Genomic DNA, 16027 nt, shown 5'->3' on the forward strand with positions numbered 1-16027 from the left:
CCTTCGTAACCGTTCGCCGCTCATCCGGAAAAATTTTTTCCTGAAGCCGACGGGACGCCACGCCCCCTATGCCCGATAATGGAAGAGACGCGCCGCGCCAGAGACAGACAACCACGCACACGAAAGATTCCGACGGATCGTTCCCGATGGGTTGCTCCCAGTGGATTATTCTCAATGGATTGTTCCCAACGGCCTGAATACCTTTATGAAAGAACGGGAGGACGACGATGCTGTTCTACAAGATTGAATTTGAGAGTGAGAAGGCCCTGGAGAGCGGCGATCGGCAGTCAAGGCGCGTGCGATCCCGTCTCAAGGCCCTGACGGCGGACGCCAACGCGAGGACGAAGGGGACGATCGCCTTCTTCATCTCGGACTTCGAGGACCGAAACGTCTCCATCGGCGCCGCCCTGTTCGTGGACGCCGTCTCGATGAACCGCCGGGATCTCGCGGAGGCCTTCGAGGAGTTTCGCGCTCAAACCCGGCTCAAGGGGAAAATCCTCGATACCCGGGAGATCACCGCCGGGGATTTTTCCCGGATGCTCAACCTGGCGGACAGGAACGACTACATCGAAGACGACGACAATTACAAAACCGACCTGGGCATGGCGTTCATCAAAGCCTGCACGGAGTCGGAGTGCGAGGAGGTGCTGCTCGATACCCCCTGCACGAAGAGCGAGGCCATCGCCGAGGCGAAGCGGCTGCTGTGCAGCGCCTCCCTTCTCCCCGAGATCGAGCGGATCTTCGACGAACGCTCCCCGGACCGTTTTCAGGGGAACCCGGTCCACTACGTCATCGTGTCGGACGATCCTCAGGTTCGCCGCTCCGTCCGGGAGCTGCTGCTGCGTTCCCTCCTCCAGAGGGGGCGCCTGATGGGGCGGCGCTACTGCACCCTGACGCGCAGCGTCGACGGCGGCCTGCTCGAATGCTTTTACGAGGACAAGCTGAAGGAGCTCTACCAGTCGCAGCTGGGCTGCGCCCTGGCGATAGCGTTCTCCCTGGAGGACAGAGGAGAGGAGTCCGGACACGCCGACGCCTCCTTCGAGCTCGTCGCCTCCGTCGCGTCGAGGATTCGCGAGTTCCGCCGCGGGACCCTGACCATCCTGGAGATGGGGCGCTCGGAGTCCAAACTGTACGAGCAGTTGATGGAAGAACTCCACGGCCTCACGTTCGTCAGGCTGGACGAGGAGCTCGTATTCACCCGGGAGGCCCGGGGGTACCTGAAGCGCCTCGCCGCGAAAAACGGCATCGAGGACTGCCGGTCTCTCCTCAAAAGCCTGCCCCGCGAGGAGTCCGGGTACCTCAGCACCGACCTCAACAAGCTGTTCGACCGCTGGTACGACAGCTACCTGAGGACGGAGCTCCACCCCCAGTACCGGGAGCTCTCCGCCAAGTCGGAGAACCGGGCGAAAAAGCCGAAGGGCGACGCCTATAAGGACTTGATGGAGATGCCCGGCCTCCGGTCGGTCAAGGAGGTGATCCTTCAGGCCATCGACTTCCACAAGGCCCAGAAGCTGTTTGCGGGCAGGGGGATCGGCACGGAGCGGCCCTCAATGCACATGGTCTTTGCCGGAAACCCCGGCACGGCCAAGACGACCGTGGCGCGCCTCATGGCCCGCATCATGAAGGACAACGGGTTGCTCTCCTCGGGCGGCCTGGTGGAGGTCGGGCGGAGCGATCTGGTGGGCAAGTACGTGGGATGGACCGCGCCGCTCGTTAAAAAGAAGTTCAAGGCGGCCAAGGGCTCGGTGCTCTTCATCGACGAGGCGTACTCGCTGGTGGAGGATCGCGACGGGCTCTACGGCGACGAGGCGATCAACACGATCGTCCAGGAGATGGAGAACGCACGGGACGAGACGGTGGTGGTCTTCGCCGGATATCCCGACCGGATGCGGGAGTTCGTGGAGCGCAACCCCGGCCTGAGGAGCCGCGTGGCGTTTCACGTCGATTTCCCCGACTACACGGCGGACGAGCTGATGGAGATCCTTCGGCTTGTCGTCAGAAAGAAGTGCCGATCACTCGGCGCGAAAGCCGAGGAACAGGCCCGCAGCCTGCTGGAGGCCGCTTTGAGTACGCCCGATTTCGGCAACGGCCGGTTCGTGCGGAACCTTGTGGAGCGGGCCATGATGCGCCAGGCGTCGCGTCTGGTGCACCTCCCGGCCGACAAGACGACGGATGCGGAACTGAAAGCCCTCCTGGCCGAGGACTTCGCTCCGGAGGCACAGGCCCAGCACCGCCGCATCTTCGGCTTTCACTGAACCCGGCCCTGTTCTACGCGCCCCCAAGTTCCGGTTGCAGGACGCCTCACGGAGGAAACCGCCCGCCCGGCGGGCAAGGGAGAGCTGCTGTAAAATGGAGGGTATGAATGAACGGGGCGAAGGCCCCGTTCTTAAAATGGAATGTCCCCGCGAGGAGTGATCGTTTTGCCGCCCGATCGAACCATGGACGCCGCCGTCCGAGCCCAGCTGGACGCCGCGGAACAGCTGAGAAAGGCGATGGACGCCCTGCGCTTCTCCGCTCCGGTCGCGTGCGTCTACAATCCCCTGGATTACGCCTGGAACGCCTTCAGGGCCTATGTGGAGCGTTACGGTTCGGCCCCGAAGCGCACGCTCTTCCTGGGGATGAACCCCGGCCCGTGGGGCATGGCCCAGACGGGCGTTCCCTTCGGCGAGGTCACGGCCGTGCGGGACTGGATGCGCATCGCCGTCCCCACGGGACGCCCCCCGGACGAGCACCCGCAGTACCCGGTGGAGGGGCTGGCCTGCAGACGGTCCGAGGTCAGCGGCCAAAGGCTGTGGGGCCTTTTCCAGGAGCGTTTCGGGACGCCGGAGGCCTTCTTCGCCGACCACCTCGTCGTCAACTACTGTCCGCTGCTCTTCATCGCCGCGTCCCCGCGCCGGAACGGCACGGAGGGAGGGCGAAACCTCACCCCCGACAAACTGCCGGCCGGCGAGCGCCGTGCGCTCTACGCCGCGTGCGACGTCCACCTGCGTGCGGTCGTGGCGGCGCTCCGGCCCCGTTTTCTGGTGGGCATCGGGGCCTTCGCCGAGACACGGGCCCGGGAGGACCTTTCGGGTGCGGATGTCGAGATCGTGAGGATCCTGCATCCCAGCCCGGCCTCGCCCCTGAGCAACAGGGACTGGCCCGGAACGGCGGCGCGGCAGCTGCTCGACGCCGGGGTCTGGACAGGGTAATTTCTGATGGAGCGACAAACGATTCCTCTCGCCCGAAGCGGCAAGGTGGTATGATAAGCGAGCCGCCTGCCGTCATGGTGGGCGCAGAAATGAAAAGGAAAATATTGCTTGGAGGGGAAAACTCATGGGCATGATTCAAGCGCTGGCGGACCGCCGAAGCATTTACGCTCTCGATAAGAACCTTCCCGTTCCGGAGGCAGAGGTCGAGGCCCTGGTCCGTCAGGTGACCGAGCTGGTTCCGGACGCGTTCAACATGAAAAGCGCCCGGGTCGCCGTCGCCCTCGGCAGGATGCAGGACGCATTGTGGGATGCGGTCTACGATGCCTTTGGCGGCGCGGTCGAAAGGAAGAAGGTCGACGGATTTAAGGCCGCCGCGGGGACTCTTTTGTATTTCTACGACAATGACGTGGTCCGAGGCATGCAGGAACAGTTTCCGCGTTACGCCGAGAACTTCCCCGTCTGGGCGAATCATGCGAACGCCATGCTGCAGCTGTCCCTGTGGACGGCGCTCCGCGAGCGGAACGTCGGGGCCAACATACAGCACTATAATCCCGTCATCGATTCCGCCGTAAAAGAATTGTTCGGCCTTCCGGATTCCTGGGTTTTATTGGCTGAGATGCCCTTTGGAGGCATCGTCACTCACCCCGAGCCAAAGGGAGGAGAGGATATCTCCGCGCGCGTGAGGATCGTCCGGTAGGCACTTTTTCACTCGCCGACCGGGTGCGCTCGGGGCCTTGAAGCGGCACAGCGGCCTGCCTCCATTGAGATGACGGGGCGGGAGCGCGCGGAAGGAAAGATGGGAATGAAACCATGAATAAAATGCGCCTGAGCGTTGCCGTGGGCGTTCTGTTGATTCTTGCGGCGGCCCTTGCCAGGGGACGGCTGTTCCCGAGGGAGGTCCATACGCTGTCGAAGGATGGAACCTCCATGAACACCATGATCCGCATCTCCGTGACGGGGGAGGGGAAGGAGCCCGAGAAGGTGCTGGACGAGTCCTTTCTTCTTCTGGACTCCCTGAACGACCAGCTTTCCCTCTTTCAGAAGGATTCCGCGATCGCGCGCATCAACGATGCCGCGGGCGCCGAACCCGAGGCTGTGTCCCCCGACGTGTTTGCCGTCATCGAGGATGCCCGGAGTATCTGTGCCCTGACGGACGGGGTGTTCAACCCTCTGGTGGGCCCTTTGACGAAACTCTGGAAGATCAACCGGCAGATGCCCTCCGACGCGGAGAGCGCGGACGCCGATGCCCGCATGCGGTTCCGACTCCCCGATCCGGCGAGCGTGGATGAACTGCTTCCTCTGACCCAAGTCGAGAACCTGGAGATGCTGAGCCCCGACAGGGTCCGTCTGCGGCGGAAGGGCTGCATGCTGGATCTGGGGGGCATCGCCAAGGGGTACGCATCCCTGCGGCTGGCCAACCTCTTCCGAGCGCGGGGGGTGAGGTCCGCCCTGATCGATCTGGGGGGCAACGTCTATGCCGTGGGGTCCCAGCCCGGTGGGGCCCCCTGGAACATCGGCATCCGCAACCCCAAGGACACCAGGGGGGCTCCCATCGCGGTCCTGTCCGTCACGGATGCCGCCGTCGTCACGTCCGGCACCTACGAACGCTTTAAGATCATCGACGGGGTCCGCTACTCCCACTTCTTCGATCCCTCGACGGGCTATCCCGTCCGCAACGCCATGCTCTCCGCCACCCTCGTCACGCCGGACGGAACTCTGGCCGACGCGCTGGCGACGGCCTTCATGGTGATGGGGGCGGACCGGGCTTTCAAGTTTCTGGAGGACAGGCCGGAGCTTGGGGCCATCCTCATCCTCGAGGAGGACGAGGGCGTCGAAATCCTGGCGACCCGAAACCTGGAGGGTCGGCTGAGGACGACCGATCCGTCGCTGACCGTTCATTTTTTCTGAGCCGCCCCTTCCCGTCTCCGTTCGACGGGGGGATTTTCGGAAAACGAGAGGAGACGATAACCTTGAACATCAATCGACCGCGCGTTCAGCCGCAGAATCGCCTGGACCCGGACGACGACAAGGCGTGGAATGCGCCGGGCTCCCGCCGCGAAAACGGCGTTTTGGGGTACCTCTCCCGTCGGCGGATCGTCGTTGCCGTTGTCTCCACCCTCGTTGCGAGCGTCATTACGGCGGGTGCGTTCAACATTTCCGGGCTGTTCAACGAATCCCGGCTTTATTTGTTCGGCGTGACATGTGTCTTTTGGGCATTTGCCTGGGCGGCCTTTCTGTTTCTGCGTTTCGACGAACGAACCCTGCAGCTTCGTCAGAAAAATACTCATGTCGCCATCCTGACTTACAAGCTCGCCATCCCTGCCGTCTGTACGCTGTGCTTCAGCATGTTCCGGTTCGTCACCCTCAACAACTCCCTTATGACGGAATCCGCACTGGGAGATTACTTCCTTTTTCTTACCCGTGCCCTGTTTGGGCTTAGCTTTGTCTTCGTCTTTTATTGGGCGACGTTCCTGGTCGAATAGTCGAAAACTTCTCAGCCGCAACAGAAAATTACGGATGAGTAGGATTCAACAGGCTTTACGGGAACGGCAGCGCGGACTGCTCGATAGGGTTCTCCTGTCGACGGACCGGGACGGCCTCGTCGTCGAGGCCAGAAGGACATCGCTCATTACGGGCATGGCGGCGACGGCGGAGAGCAAAACGCGGCGCAAGCGGGTGACCGAGTATTGTCTGGATCCCTTCCGCATCTACGTGAGCGAAGCGCTGCGGGAACGGTAGGGCCTTTCCCGGGCTCGCCATTCTCCGGGTAAAAAACGCAGACAGGGGCGCTTACCCCTGTCTGCGTTTATGCTTCTCTCACTTCATCACATGGCCGGGGCTTGGATGTGCCCGGCTCCTCGGCGGCTTCAGCAGGCGGGCATGGAGTCGATGCACTTCGACGGGCACTTGGCGACGCACGTGCCGCAGTTCACGCACTTCTCCGGATCGATGACCGCGAGGTCGCGGTCCATCGTGATGGCGGTCGCCGGGCAGACCTTGGCGCAGAGTCCGCAGCCGATGCAGCCGATGCTGCACACCTTCTTGACCATCGGCCCCTTCCAGTGGGAGTTGCAGGCCACGGCGACGTTTTCCCTCTTGGGGATCAGCGTCAGTACGGACTTCGGGCAGACGGCGACACAGGCGCCGCAGCCCGTGCACTTCGACGCGTCCACCGTGGCCAGCCCATCCACGATGGAGAGAGCCCCGAAGGCGCAGACCTTGACGCAGGTGCCGAACCCCATGCAGCCGAAGGGGCAGGCGTTGGGGGACCCGCCGGGCAGGATGGCCGCCGAACGGCAGTCCTGGATGCCGCTGTAGAGGACCGTGCGCGGAGAACGCTCCGGGGTCCCCTTGCACTTCAGGAAAGCGCGCATGGGAACGGTCTCCTCGGCCTGTACCCCCATGATCTCCGCTATGCGCGCCGCGACCTCGGAGCCGCCGACGGAACAGAGGTTCGTCTTCGCCCCGTCGGCCACGACGCCCTCCGCATAGCCGTCGCACCCGGGGTAGCCGCATCCTCCGCAGTTGGCGCCGGGCAGGGCCTCACGGATCAGCTGGACCCGAATGTCCGGCTTGACGAAGAAGGCCACGGAAGCCATGGCCAGCAGCACGCCGAAGACCAGCCCCAAAGCCCCCATCAGCGCCGTGGGATAGAACAAAACGTACATGAAGTCCATATTCGTCCCCCCTCCCGGCTACTTGACCATGCCGCTGAAGCCCATGAAGGCGATGGACATCAGCCCGGCGGTGACGAGCGCAAGGGGCAGGCCCCTCAAACACTTGGGAATGGCGTCGTTCTGGTCCAGGCGTTCCCGTATCCCCGCCATCAGGGTGATGGCGAGCAGGAAGCCGAGAGAGGAGCCGAGCGCGTTGACGAGCGACTGGGCCAGGGTGTAGTTCTCGTTCATGTTGATGACGGCGACGCCCAGGACCGCGCAGTTGGTCGTGATCAGGGGCAGGAATATCCCCAGCGACTTGTAGAGCCCCGGGTTCAGCTTCTTCAGCGCCAGCTCGACGAACTGCACCAGGGCCGCGATCACGAGGATGAACGACAGCGTATAGAGATACTCCAGGTGCAGGGGCACGAGCACGTAGTGATAGACCAGCCACGTCATCAGGGACGAGAGCATGATGACGAACACCACGGCCAACCCCATGCCCCTGGCCGTCTCCAGCTTGGTGGAGACGCCCATGAAGGGACAGCACCCCAGGAAGCGCGACAACAGGATGTTGTGGATGAATATGGAGCTGACGAAGAGCAGCAGCAGATCCATCAGGCCTTGCCCCCTTCCTCTGCGGCGGCCTCGGGCTCACCGGCGCCGCAGACCGCGCTCATGGCGCAGCCGGAACAGCCGAGCGGAGCCTCCGGCCGGGGTCGGCCACGGCGTTCGGCCCACCAGGCCTGGAGGGCGCGGAATCCCGCCATGCAGACCCCCAGCACGATGAAGCCGCCGGGGGCGAGCACGATCAGGAGGGCGGGCTGGAAGCCCGCGGGGGCGACGGGCACGTTGAAGAGGGATCCGTTCCCCAGAAACTCCCGGATCGAGCCCAGGAAGGTCAGGGCGGCGGTGAAGCCCAGCCCCATGCCCAGCCCGTCCAACGCGGAGGCCAGGACGCCGTTCTTGAACGCGAACGCCTCGGCGCGCGCCAGAATGATGCAGTTGACGACGATCAACGGGATAAAAATGCCCAGCGCCCTGTTGAGTTCGGGGGCAAAGCCCGCCATCAGGAACTGGATGACGGTGACGAACCCCGCGATGACGACGATGAAGATCGGGATGCGTATCTCCTCGGGAACCCCCCTGCGCAGAAGGGAGATGGCAGCGTTGGAGGCGATCAGGACGAACATCGCGGCGACCCCCATGCCCATGCCGTTCATGACGCTGGTGGACACGGCGAGCGTCGGACACAGCCCGATACACTGGACGAAGGTCGGGTTCTCGTTCAGGATCCCGTTGGTCACGATTTTCAGCGGATTTGTCATTTCAGGCCCCCCTCGATATTCCGCTTCCAGTAGTCCACCGCGGCGTTTACCCCGGCGGTCACCGCGGAGGATGTGATGGTGGCGCCGGAGATCGCCTGAATTTCATTGGGCGCGGAAGGCGTCTGCTTGACCACGTTCAGGGGCAGCCGCTCCCTGTTCTCGAACTGGCCGGAGAAAAACGGTTCCGGCGCCTTGGCCCCCAGACCCGGCGTCTCCGACTGCTTGAGGATCCGGATGGCCCGGACGGCCCCGCCCTTCGTCACCCCCACGACGATCTCGATGGGACCTCCGTATCCCTTGGAGGTCACGGTGATGCAATGCCCCACCGTCTCGCTCCCCTTCAGCCCCTCCTCGACACCCAGCACGGAGCCGGCCCCGGGGGCCGGGTCCATGGGCTTGAAACTCTCGGCATCGGGCATCACGGCCATGAGGGCCAGAGCCTTCTCCTTCTCCTGTGCCGCGCGGATCGCGTCGGCCGTCGCCCATTGAACGAGCCCCAGGATAAGCCCCGTCACGGCGGTAACGAGGAACAGGGTGCCCCCCAGGTACAGCGACTTGCCCAGCAGGTTTCCGAACGGGGATTTTTCCGGTGTCGGCATCATCTCGGCAGCGTCCGTCATCTTCTCGCCTCCCCCAAAATTCTGGGGACCGTCAGCCTGTCGATCAGGGGAACGGTCAGGTTCATGATCAAAATGGAATAGGAGACCCCCTCGGGGTAGCCGCCGAAGGTCCGGATGAGAGCCGTCAGCAGGCCGCACCCGGCGGCGAAGACGAACTGCCCCCTCGCCGTCATGGGCGACGTGGTGTAGTCCGTGGCCATGAAGAAGGCCCCCAGCATCAGGCCGCCGACCAAAACCTCGTAGAGAGGTCCCCCGGCGCGCCCGAACGCCAGCGACAGCACCGCTACCGTGGCGATGTAGACGACGGGGATCCGCCAGGAGATGATTCCCCTCCAGATCAGGACGGCCCCTCCCAGCAGGAGCGCGGCGGCCGAGGTCTCCCCGATGCAGCCGCCCACGTTGCCGATGAAGAGGTTCCAGAGGGAGTGTAGAGCCGGAGAGGTCGAGGACGCGGTCTCCGTTGCCGCGCTCATGGCCTGAGACACGGCGGCCGCGGAACTCATTCCCTTCAGGAAGGCCAGGGGCGTCGCGCCGCTGACGCCCTGTACGGTCCAGGTCGTCATGGCCACGGGCCAGGAGATCAGCATCATGGCACGGGCCGCGAGGGCCGGATTGACGATGTTGCCGCCCAGCCCGCCAAAGAACTGCTTGACCAGCACGATGGCGAAGACGGAGCCGCAGGCGGCCATCCACAGCGGGATGGTGGGCGGCAGGTTGTAGGCCAGGAGCAGACCCGTCACCGCCGCCGAGAGGTCGGAGACCGTCACGCGCTGCCCCGCAAGCCGCTGCCAGAGGAACTCCGACCCCACGCAGACGATCACGCAGGTGGCGATCACCGCAAGCGAGGAGGCCCCCAGGAACCAGACCCCCGCGGCCCCGGCCGGCAGGAGCGAGACGAGGACCCACGCCATGATCTTTCGCGTATCGAGGGGAGCATGGATATGGGGAGAGCTGCCCACTGCAAAACGTTCGGTCATTTCTTCTGCGCCCCCTTTTGTGCTTGCTTTCTGCGTTCGGCCATCACGGCCGCCTTGCCGTCGCGGCAGGTCTGAGTGAGGCACCGCGAGGCGGGACAGTCGTAGGTGCAGCAGCCGCACTCGATGCAGTTCAGGCCGCCGGCACGCTCGAACCCGGTGTAGTCCCTGCGGCGCACCGCACGGTCCAGATCCGAAGGGACGAGGTGCATCGGACAGGCCGTAACGCAGCGCCCGCAGCGCAGACAGTTGGACTCGACAGGCAGCACGGCCGAACGGGACGAGAGCGCCAGGATGCCGGACGTCCCCTTGACCACGGGAACGTCCAGGGAGCGCATGGAAATGCCCATCATGGGGCCTCCGGCCAGGACCTTCACCGGATCCTCCGTAAAGCCGCCCGCGGCCTCGACGAGCTCCCGAACCGGGGTCCCCAGCGGGACCTGCAGGTTCTTGGGGTTGGAGATCACGTCGCCGGTGACCGAGACGATACGGTCCATAACGGGGATCCCCTGTGTGAGGGCAAGCCAGATGTGATAGAGCGTCCGGACGTTCAGGATGATGCAGCCCACGTCCGCGGGCAGGGCCCCGGGAGGGATCTCCTGGCCCGTGACGGACCAGATCAGCATCTTCTCCGCGCCCTGCGGGTACTTGACCGCGTGGGGCATCACGCGAATGCGCGAGCCGTCGTGTTCGGACAGCTCGCCCTCAAGCCGTTCAATACTCCTGGGCTTGTTCTCCTCGACGGCGATGATGCCCTTCGCGTCGGGGAAGAGCTCCAGACAGAGCTCGAGCCCCTCGATGATGGGCTCGGGACGCTCCAGCATCAGGCGGTTGTCGCAGTTAAGGAAGGGCTCGCACTCCGCGCCGTTCACGATCACCCATCGGATGACGCGCCCCTCCGGGGGCGACAGCTTGACGTGAGTTGGGAAACAGGCTCCTCCCATCCCGACGATACCGGCAGCCCGGATGAGCTTGAGGTAGTCCCCGCGCTCGGGCTTTCGCCCCAGATCCTCCAGCAGCGTCGGAGCGTGTTCGTACTGCCCGTCGTTCTCGACGACGATGCACGTCTCGAAGCTGCCCGGAATCGTCATCCGGAACCCGATCTCCTTCACCGTTCCGGAGACGCTCGCCAGAATCGGTGCGGAGACGAAGGCATCGGTGTCCGCAATCTTCTGCCCCAACAGAACACGGTCCCCCCGCTGGACGAGAGGGGCGCAGGGCGCCCCCAGATGCTGGGACAGCGGATAGACCAAATCCCCCTTGGGGGACAGAACTTCAACGGCCTTCTCCGCCGTCAGGGATTTCCCGTCGGGCGGATGAATTCCCCCCTTGAACGTCGGCAATCTCATTTTAAAACTCCCCTCGAAATGGAACTGTCAATGGAACTGGAATAAGCGGCTCTCCCCCGTCTTCCCCAAAGCTCACCCCCGGCACCGTTCCCCGGCCTACAGGAAAAAATGCCGACAGCCAGGGGAAACCGTCGGCTCGAATGACCTCATTATAATACAACTCAGAAAATTCCGGGTATCATACTTCGGTTATCGGATTTCGGGTATCGTGCTTCAGCTCATCTCGGCCACGGCCCGTTCCAGAGCCTCCCGGGCGTCATCCGGCAGCCTGTCCATGCCCCCGCGCTCCGTCTCGCGGGAGACGACGAAGTTCAGCCGGTCCTGGAAGCGCGCTCGGAGCTGGCCGCGATAGGACTCGTCCTGCGTATCGATCTTGAAGTCGGGAAGCTCCAGCGTTCTCATCCCCGAGAAGTTGCCGAAGGGAACCCAGTTCGCCCTGTCCTCCACGATGGCCTCGAGGATCGACAGCGTGTGGGCGGGCTTCACCTTCGTCCCCATGAAATCCCCCGTGTTGAGGACGTAGCAGGACACGCCGTCCTCGATCAGACGCTTGAACCGTTCGTAGTCCATGCCCAGAGGATAGGTGCGGAAGGGATTGGCGTAGGGCTCGCAGACCAGCGCGTTGGGGTCCACGCCGGGGGCGAGGCGTTCCGCGGTCGTCCGCTTCGTGGCGAGGGTCGCCCCCATCACGGAGGCCAGGGACGGCCCCTCCAGCTTCAGGACCGGCGGAATGGTGGGGTCGCGCATCAGCCAGAAGATGGCGTTCAGCGGCTCGTCGATGCGGTCGATGCGGTTGGGCGACCACAGGCGCGACTTCATGGCCCGCCCGTTGCCGTTTCGCACGTCCTCGGTGACGGCGATCGTCCGGCCGTCCGCCGTGACCGTGACCCCGCAGTTCTGCATCGTCACCAGGTACTTGTTGGCCTCGCAGCCGATGGGATAGTCCTGGACCTTGTCGAAGTACGAGGGTTCGAGCGCTATGGCGTACTTGTCGCGGACGTTGACGACGAAGGCGTCGTCATGCAGCACCGTGATGTCGTATTTGCCGCCGTGCGCCGCGTGCGTGATGGTGGACTTGCCCGAGCCCGACAGGCCGAAGGCCGCCAGGACGAATTTTTTGCCCCCCTTCATGGAATAGCGCTTGAGCCCGCCATGGCAGGAGGCGTAGCCGTTGCGGGAGGCTATCCCCCATGCCAGGGTCAGGGTCCCCTTCTTGAGCTCGCCGAAGTAGCGCAGCCCCAGCACGGCGGCGCAGTTCTCCTCCGGCGAGAAGAACGCCAAGCCCAGCGGGTAGTCGGGATGCGTCCAATCGGGGTCCGCGAAGATGAAGATGTCCCCGTCGACGTCGGAGACCCGGCGCGACCGGGCGTACATCTCCCGATACCGGACGTTGTCGTGCTGGAAGTTGAACATCCAGCTGTAGAGATTGTTCTCGAAACCCTGGGGCAGGGCCAGGTGGGCCTTCACCATGAAGTCCTCCTCCAGCCCTACGTAGGCGTCCGCCGTGTAGACTCTGCGGTAGCGCATCCCGTAGACCGCCTCGCGCACCACGCCCGCCATCGCGGCGACGTCGACGTCGGGATACCCCACGATGCGCCGCGCCGCGGCCGTCCTGCCGAACACCGCACCGTCGTTGAAGAGCAGCACGTTGGCGTCCGCGGGCAGCTCCAGATCCTCCGGCCGAAAGACGGGCATGCCCGTCAGCTCCACCGTCCCCGGGCTGTCCTTTGCGAGGGCATAGGCCTCCCGCAGGTCGCGCACCCGTTTCACGTTGTTTCCGTAAAACAGGGTCTCTATCGTCGTACGGACCGGAGTTCGGTTCACCTTACCGAAGCGCTCCGCATCGTACGCCCCTATCGTCGACATCCTCATTCCTCCTCTGTTCCATCGATCCGCCACCGGCGATCCGATACAAACCCACAACCTGCATCGAGCGTTTCAACAATTTTTTATTCTACTCCCCATTCGCGATCCGCTCAATCTCCGCCCCGAATCCGCAGGCCGCGACGGCTTCATGACGGAGGGGCGGGGGAGGATCGAGCACGTTGTCCTGCCCCCCGTCAGGCAGTAGGAGGGGCGGGAAAGAGGACAGGATAAGGGAACTTGGATTTACAGTTGCCGGATTGTCACGCCAAAGGCAACGGCAGGGGATGAGAGGAGGTGTAAAAAGGGCTCATAAACGATTCGACAGGGAAATGCCCCGTCCCTGCTGTCAGGGGCGGGGCTTCCGGGGCTCCGGAAACGTGAGGGCGAGGGACCTGAGCCCGTCGTCCAGGATGCTCAGAGCATGCCGGCGAATGGGGTCGGGCACGCCATAGAATCCCTCGGCCAGACTGCCCGTTATCGCGGCGAGGGTGTCGCTGTCGCCGCCGATCGAGATGGCGTTGCGGATGGCGTCCTCGAACCCCTCGGACTCCAGGAAGGCGACGACGGCCTGAGGCACGGTCCCCTGGCAGGTCACGTCGAACTCATAGTCGGGCCTGATGGCGTCGAGCGTGAAGTCCAGGTCGTAATAGGCCGAGAGCGCGGAACGGATCTCGGCAAGGGAGGCCCCGCCGCGCGCCAGAAAAATACCCTCGGCCGTCGCCACCGCCCCCTTGATCCCCTCGGGATGATTGTGCGTCACCCCGGCGGAGGACCTGGCCAACGCCCGGGCCTCCTCGAGGCTCTCCGCCAGGAAGCCGGCCGCGGATACCCTCATGGCCGCCCCGTTGCCGAAGCTGTTGTAGGGACGCGGGGCCCCGGACGAGAGCCACATCTTGAAATGTCCGCCATACCCCCGGCCCGGATAGCGCCGGCCGAAAAGCTGCATCGTCTCCGTCAGGGCGCGGTCGAGGTCGGCCGCGGAACCGTCCTTGAACTCCCGTATCGCCTGGTACACGGCACAGGTCATGACCGTATCGTCCGTGAAGAAACAATCCGGCCTGAAAAACGGAAATTCCTTCGTCTTGATGTTGTCCCACTCGTAGACCGACCCCACGATATCTCCAACGATAGCTCCAATCATCTGCAAGCCCCCCTTATTTCAATTCTGAATCTTCGTATGCTGCGTTTAAGCAGACGACTGCCTCTTCAAGACCGGCAGGTCTTGAATGGCGTGTCGGTCGCTTACGTCGACACGCGGTACAGTTACCGCGTTGTCGACGTAAACAGAAGATCCACCTTGACTGCCTACGAACGATTCAGAATTGGAGTTACTTACGATTTCCCGGGACCGAAGGAATCTTCGATATCCTGCCGGACCTGGTCGAATACCGCCTCCAGGGCCTTCGTGTCCGTGAAGCCGTGCCCGCCCCGCTCGACGGGGATCAGAACCGCACCCGTCTCACTCCGTCCCCCGACAGGCCTCAGGATGGGGACCGTGGTCTCTCCATGTCCAATCACCTCGTCGTCCAGGCAATAGGCCGCCCACGTCCGTGGAAAACGGCCGTTCAGATAGCTCTCGGAGAAACAGCGGAGGAGATCCCGCAGAAAGTCCGGAGCGGCCCCCTCCTCCCGGTTCAGCAGGATGAACGGGGCAAGGGCGGGATTGATCAGGAGGCACATGGCGTCCGTCCTCTGACGGCAGAGATGCCAGGCGTAGAAGCCCCCCAGGCTGTTCCCGACGAACAGATGGGGACGGCCCCTCCCGTCCTCCTCCGGCACCGACTCCCGGAGCTGCGCCAGGTCGGAGGCGACGTTCACGTTGCGCAGCTGCGGGGCCCGAATATCCTCGTACAGACCTCCGAACACCCTGACGACCCGATCGAACTTGTCCCCCGGGGAACCCTGATAACCATGAATGTAGAGAAGCATCGCCGGCCTCCTTATAACATCCTGAGCGTGACGTCCTGAACGGGGATTTTCCTCCGGGCGTTTTCCGCCGGAAGGCGGAACCGTTCGCCCCGGAAAGCGAAGCGTGCCCTTATTATCGGGCATGAGGACGCGGGCGTCTCCCCCGCGTGCGGAAAGAATTTTTCCGAACGGTCCCTATGCGCTCCCGTCCCCGTTCAGGCTCCTCAAACTCAAGAGGTACGCCTTCACGGCGTTCTTCGCCACGGGATGACGGGCCACGATGGTCTCGACGGCGGAGCGCACTGTGGCCCCCTCGGCGTGCAGCGCGTCCGCCTCGGCCTTCCAGGCATCCTCGCCCTCGTCCCCCGGGACGTGCCCCTCTACGACCAGGACCATCTCCCCCCTGAGCCCCTGTTCGAGCCGGGAGAGCAGGCCCGAAAGGGGGGATCGGATCGACTCCTGATAGACCTTGCTGATCTCCCGGACGAGGGCGGCCCTGCGGTCGCCCCAGGCCTCCGCCATCTCCGCAATCTGACGTTCCGCCTTGTGCGGGGATATGTAGAAACAGAGCGTCCAGGGGACGCCGCTCAGGGATTGAAAGAGCTCCCCGCGGGCGCCCGGCTTCTCCGGGGGGAAGCCGAGGAAAAGGAAGGGGTGCGGCGTCAGCCCCGAGAGCAGCAGGGCCGGCAGCAGGGCCGAGGGGCCGGGCAGGACGTCCGCCTCGATCCCCTCGTCGAGCGCGGAGCGCAGCAGAATCCAGCCGGGGTCGGAGACCCCCGGGGTTCCGGCGTCGCTGACGACCGCGACGCTCTTCCCCGCACGCAGGGCCTCCATCAGCCGCGGCAGGCATTCCTTCTCGTTGTGAAGATGAAAGGGGACGAGCGGCGCCGCGATGTGATAGCGCCGCAGCAGTACGGACGAGGTCCGGGTGTCCTCGCAGGCGATGAGGTCGGCGTTCCGCAGGACCCGGAGCGCGCGCAGGGTGATGTCCTCCAGGTTGCCGATCGGGGTCGGGACGAGTGTCAACGGCATGCAATACCCCCACAGTCAAAAAACAAAAAATCAGCAGCTCGGGGCTTCGCCCCAAACCGCACTTATCAAAATCCTGGGGCTTCGCCCCACCCCCCCACTCAAG

The 16027-nt window shown here is 64.0% G+C and carries 16 protein-coding genes; 6 read left to right on the top strand and 10 right to left on the bottom strand.

Annotated elements, in window-relative coordinates; translation table 11 throughout:
* The first annotated feature begins 227 nt into the window (after positions 1 to 227).
* The 6 genes from Q0176_RS02100 (at position 228) to Q0176_RS02125 (ending at position 5930) form a co-directional block, all read left to right on the top strand.
* Positions 228 to 2255 carry an AAA family ATPase gene (locus Q0176_RS02100; protein ID WP_299298749.1) on the top strand — a complete coding sequence of 676 codons (2028 nt, stop codon included), beginning with the start codon at positions 228 to 230 and terminating at the stop codon, positions 2253 to 2255.
* 165 nt (positions 2256 to 2420) lie between these two features.
* Positions 2421 to 3191, top strand: coding sequence for a uracil-DNA glycosylase family protein (locus Q0176_RS02105; RefSeq protein WP_299298752.1), 771 nt, complete (start codon positions 2421 to 2423; stop codon positions 3189 to 3191).
* 124 nt (positions 3192 to 3315) lie between these two features.
* Positions 3316 to 3888, top strand: coding sequence for a nitroreductase family protein (locus tag Q0176_RS02110; RefSeq protein WP_299298755.1), 573 nt, complete (start codon positions 3316 to 3318; stop codon positions 3886 to 3888).
* Positions 3889 to 4001: 113 nt separating this feature from the next.
* The gene (locus Q0176_RS02115; protein WP_299298758.1) at positions 4002 to 5099 is read left to right on the top strand and encodes an FAD:protein FMN transferase; all 1098 of its coding nucleotides are present in this window, start codon (positions 4002 to 4004) and stop codon (positions 5097 to 5099) included.
* Between the two features lie 62 nt (positions 5100 to 5161).
* Entirely contained in the window at positions 5162 to 5674 is a 513-nt protein-coding gene (locus tag Q0176_RS02120; RefSeq protein ID WP_299298761.1) for a hypothetical protein, read from the top strand.
* A gap of 34 nt (positions 5675 to 5708) precedes the next feature.
* Positions 5709 to 5930, top strand: coding sequence for a hypothetical protein (locus Q0176_RS02125; protein WP_299298764.1), 222 nt, complete (start codon positions 5709 to 5711; stop codon positions 5928 to 5930).
* Between the two features lie 128 nt (positions 5931 to 6058).
* Here the strand turns inward: Q0176_RS02125 and Q0176_RS02130 are convergent, their stop codons facing one another.
* From Q0176_RS02130 to rsmI, 10 genes are all read right to left on the bottom strand, one after another.
* Positions 6059 to 6868: an RnfABCDGE type electron transport complex subunit B gene (locus Q0176_RS02130; protein ID WP_299298767.1), complete on the bottom strand. Its 810-nt coding sequence runs from the start codon at positions 6866 to 6868 to the stop codon at positions 6059 to 6061.
* A gap of 18 nt (positions 6869 to 6886) precedes the next feature.
* Positions 6887 to 7468, bottom strand: a complete 582-nt coding sequence (gene rsxA, locus Q0176_RS02135; RefSeq protein ID WP_347713497.1) for an electron transport complex subunit RsxA — start codon at positions 7466 to 7468, stop codon at positions 6887 to 6889.
* Positions 7465 to 8175, bottom strand: a complete 711-nt coding sequence (locus Q0176_RS02140) for an electron transport complex subunit E (protein WP_299298771.1) — start codon at positions 8173 to 8175, stop codon at positions 7465 to 7467. The genes rsxA and Q0176_RS02140 overlap by 4 nt, the downstream gene beginning before the upstream one ends.
* Entirely contained in the window at positions 8172 to 8795 is a 624-nt protein-coding gene (locus Q0176_RS02145) for an RnfABCDGE type electron transport complex subunit G (RefSeq protein WP_299298773.1), read from the bottom strand. Before Q0176_RS02145 ends, Q0176_RS02140 begins: the two co-directional genes overlap by 4 nt.
* A complete protein-coding gene (locus Q0176_RS02150) occupies positions 8792 to 9772 on the bottom strand; it encodes an RnfABCDGE type electron transport complex subunit D (RefSeq protein WP_299298775.1) in 981 nt (326 codons plus the stop codon). Before Q0176_RS02150 ends, Q0176_RS02145 begins: the two co-directional genes overlap by 4 nt.
* Positions 9769 to 11118, bottom strand: a complete 1350-nt coding sequence (rsxC, locus tag Q0176_RS02155) for an electron transport complex subunit RsxC (RefSeq protein WP_299298778.1) — start codon at positions 11116 to 11118, stop codon at positions 9769 to 9771. Before rsxC ends, Q0176_RS02150 begins: the two co-directional genes overlap by 4 nt.
* Before the next feature lie 213 nt (positions 11119 to 11331).
* The gene (locus Q0176_RS02160) at positions 11332 to 12984 is read right to left on the bottom strand and encodes a phosphoenolpyruvate carboxykinase (ATP) (RefSeq protein WP_299298781.1); all 1653 of its coding nucleotides are present in this window, start codon (positions 12982 to 12984) and stop codon (positions 11332 to 11334) included.
* A 346-nt stretch (positions 12985 to 13330) separates the two neighbouring features.
* Positions 13331 to 14125, bottom strand: coding sequence for an ADP-ribosylglycohydrolase family protein (locus Q0176_RS02165; RefSeq protein WP_299298782.1), 795 nt, complete (start codon positions 14123 to 14125; stop codon positions 13331 to 13333).
* A gap of 191 nt (positions 14126 to 14316) precedes the next feature.
* Positions 14317 to 14913, bottom strand: a complete 597-nt coding sequence (locus Q0176_RS02170; protein ID WP_299298784.1) for a YqiA/YcfP family alpha/beta fold hydrolase — start codon at positions 14911 to 14913, stop codon at positions 14317 to 14319.
* Between the two features lie 174 nt (positions 14914 to 15087).
* Positions 15088 to 15924, bottom strand: a complete 837-nt coding sequence (rsmI, locus tag Q0176_RS02175) for a 16S rRNA (cytidine(1402)-2'-O)-methyltransferase (protein ID WP_299298786.1) — start codon at positions 15922 to 15924, stop codon at positions 15088 to 15090.
* Positions 15925 to 16027: the final 103 nt, after the last annotated feature.

The sequence above is a fragment of the uncultured Fretibacterium sp. genome (genome assembly GCF_938040765.1).
GTDB lineage: Bacteria > Synergistota > Synergistia > Synergistales > Aminobacteriaceae > CAJPSE01.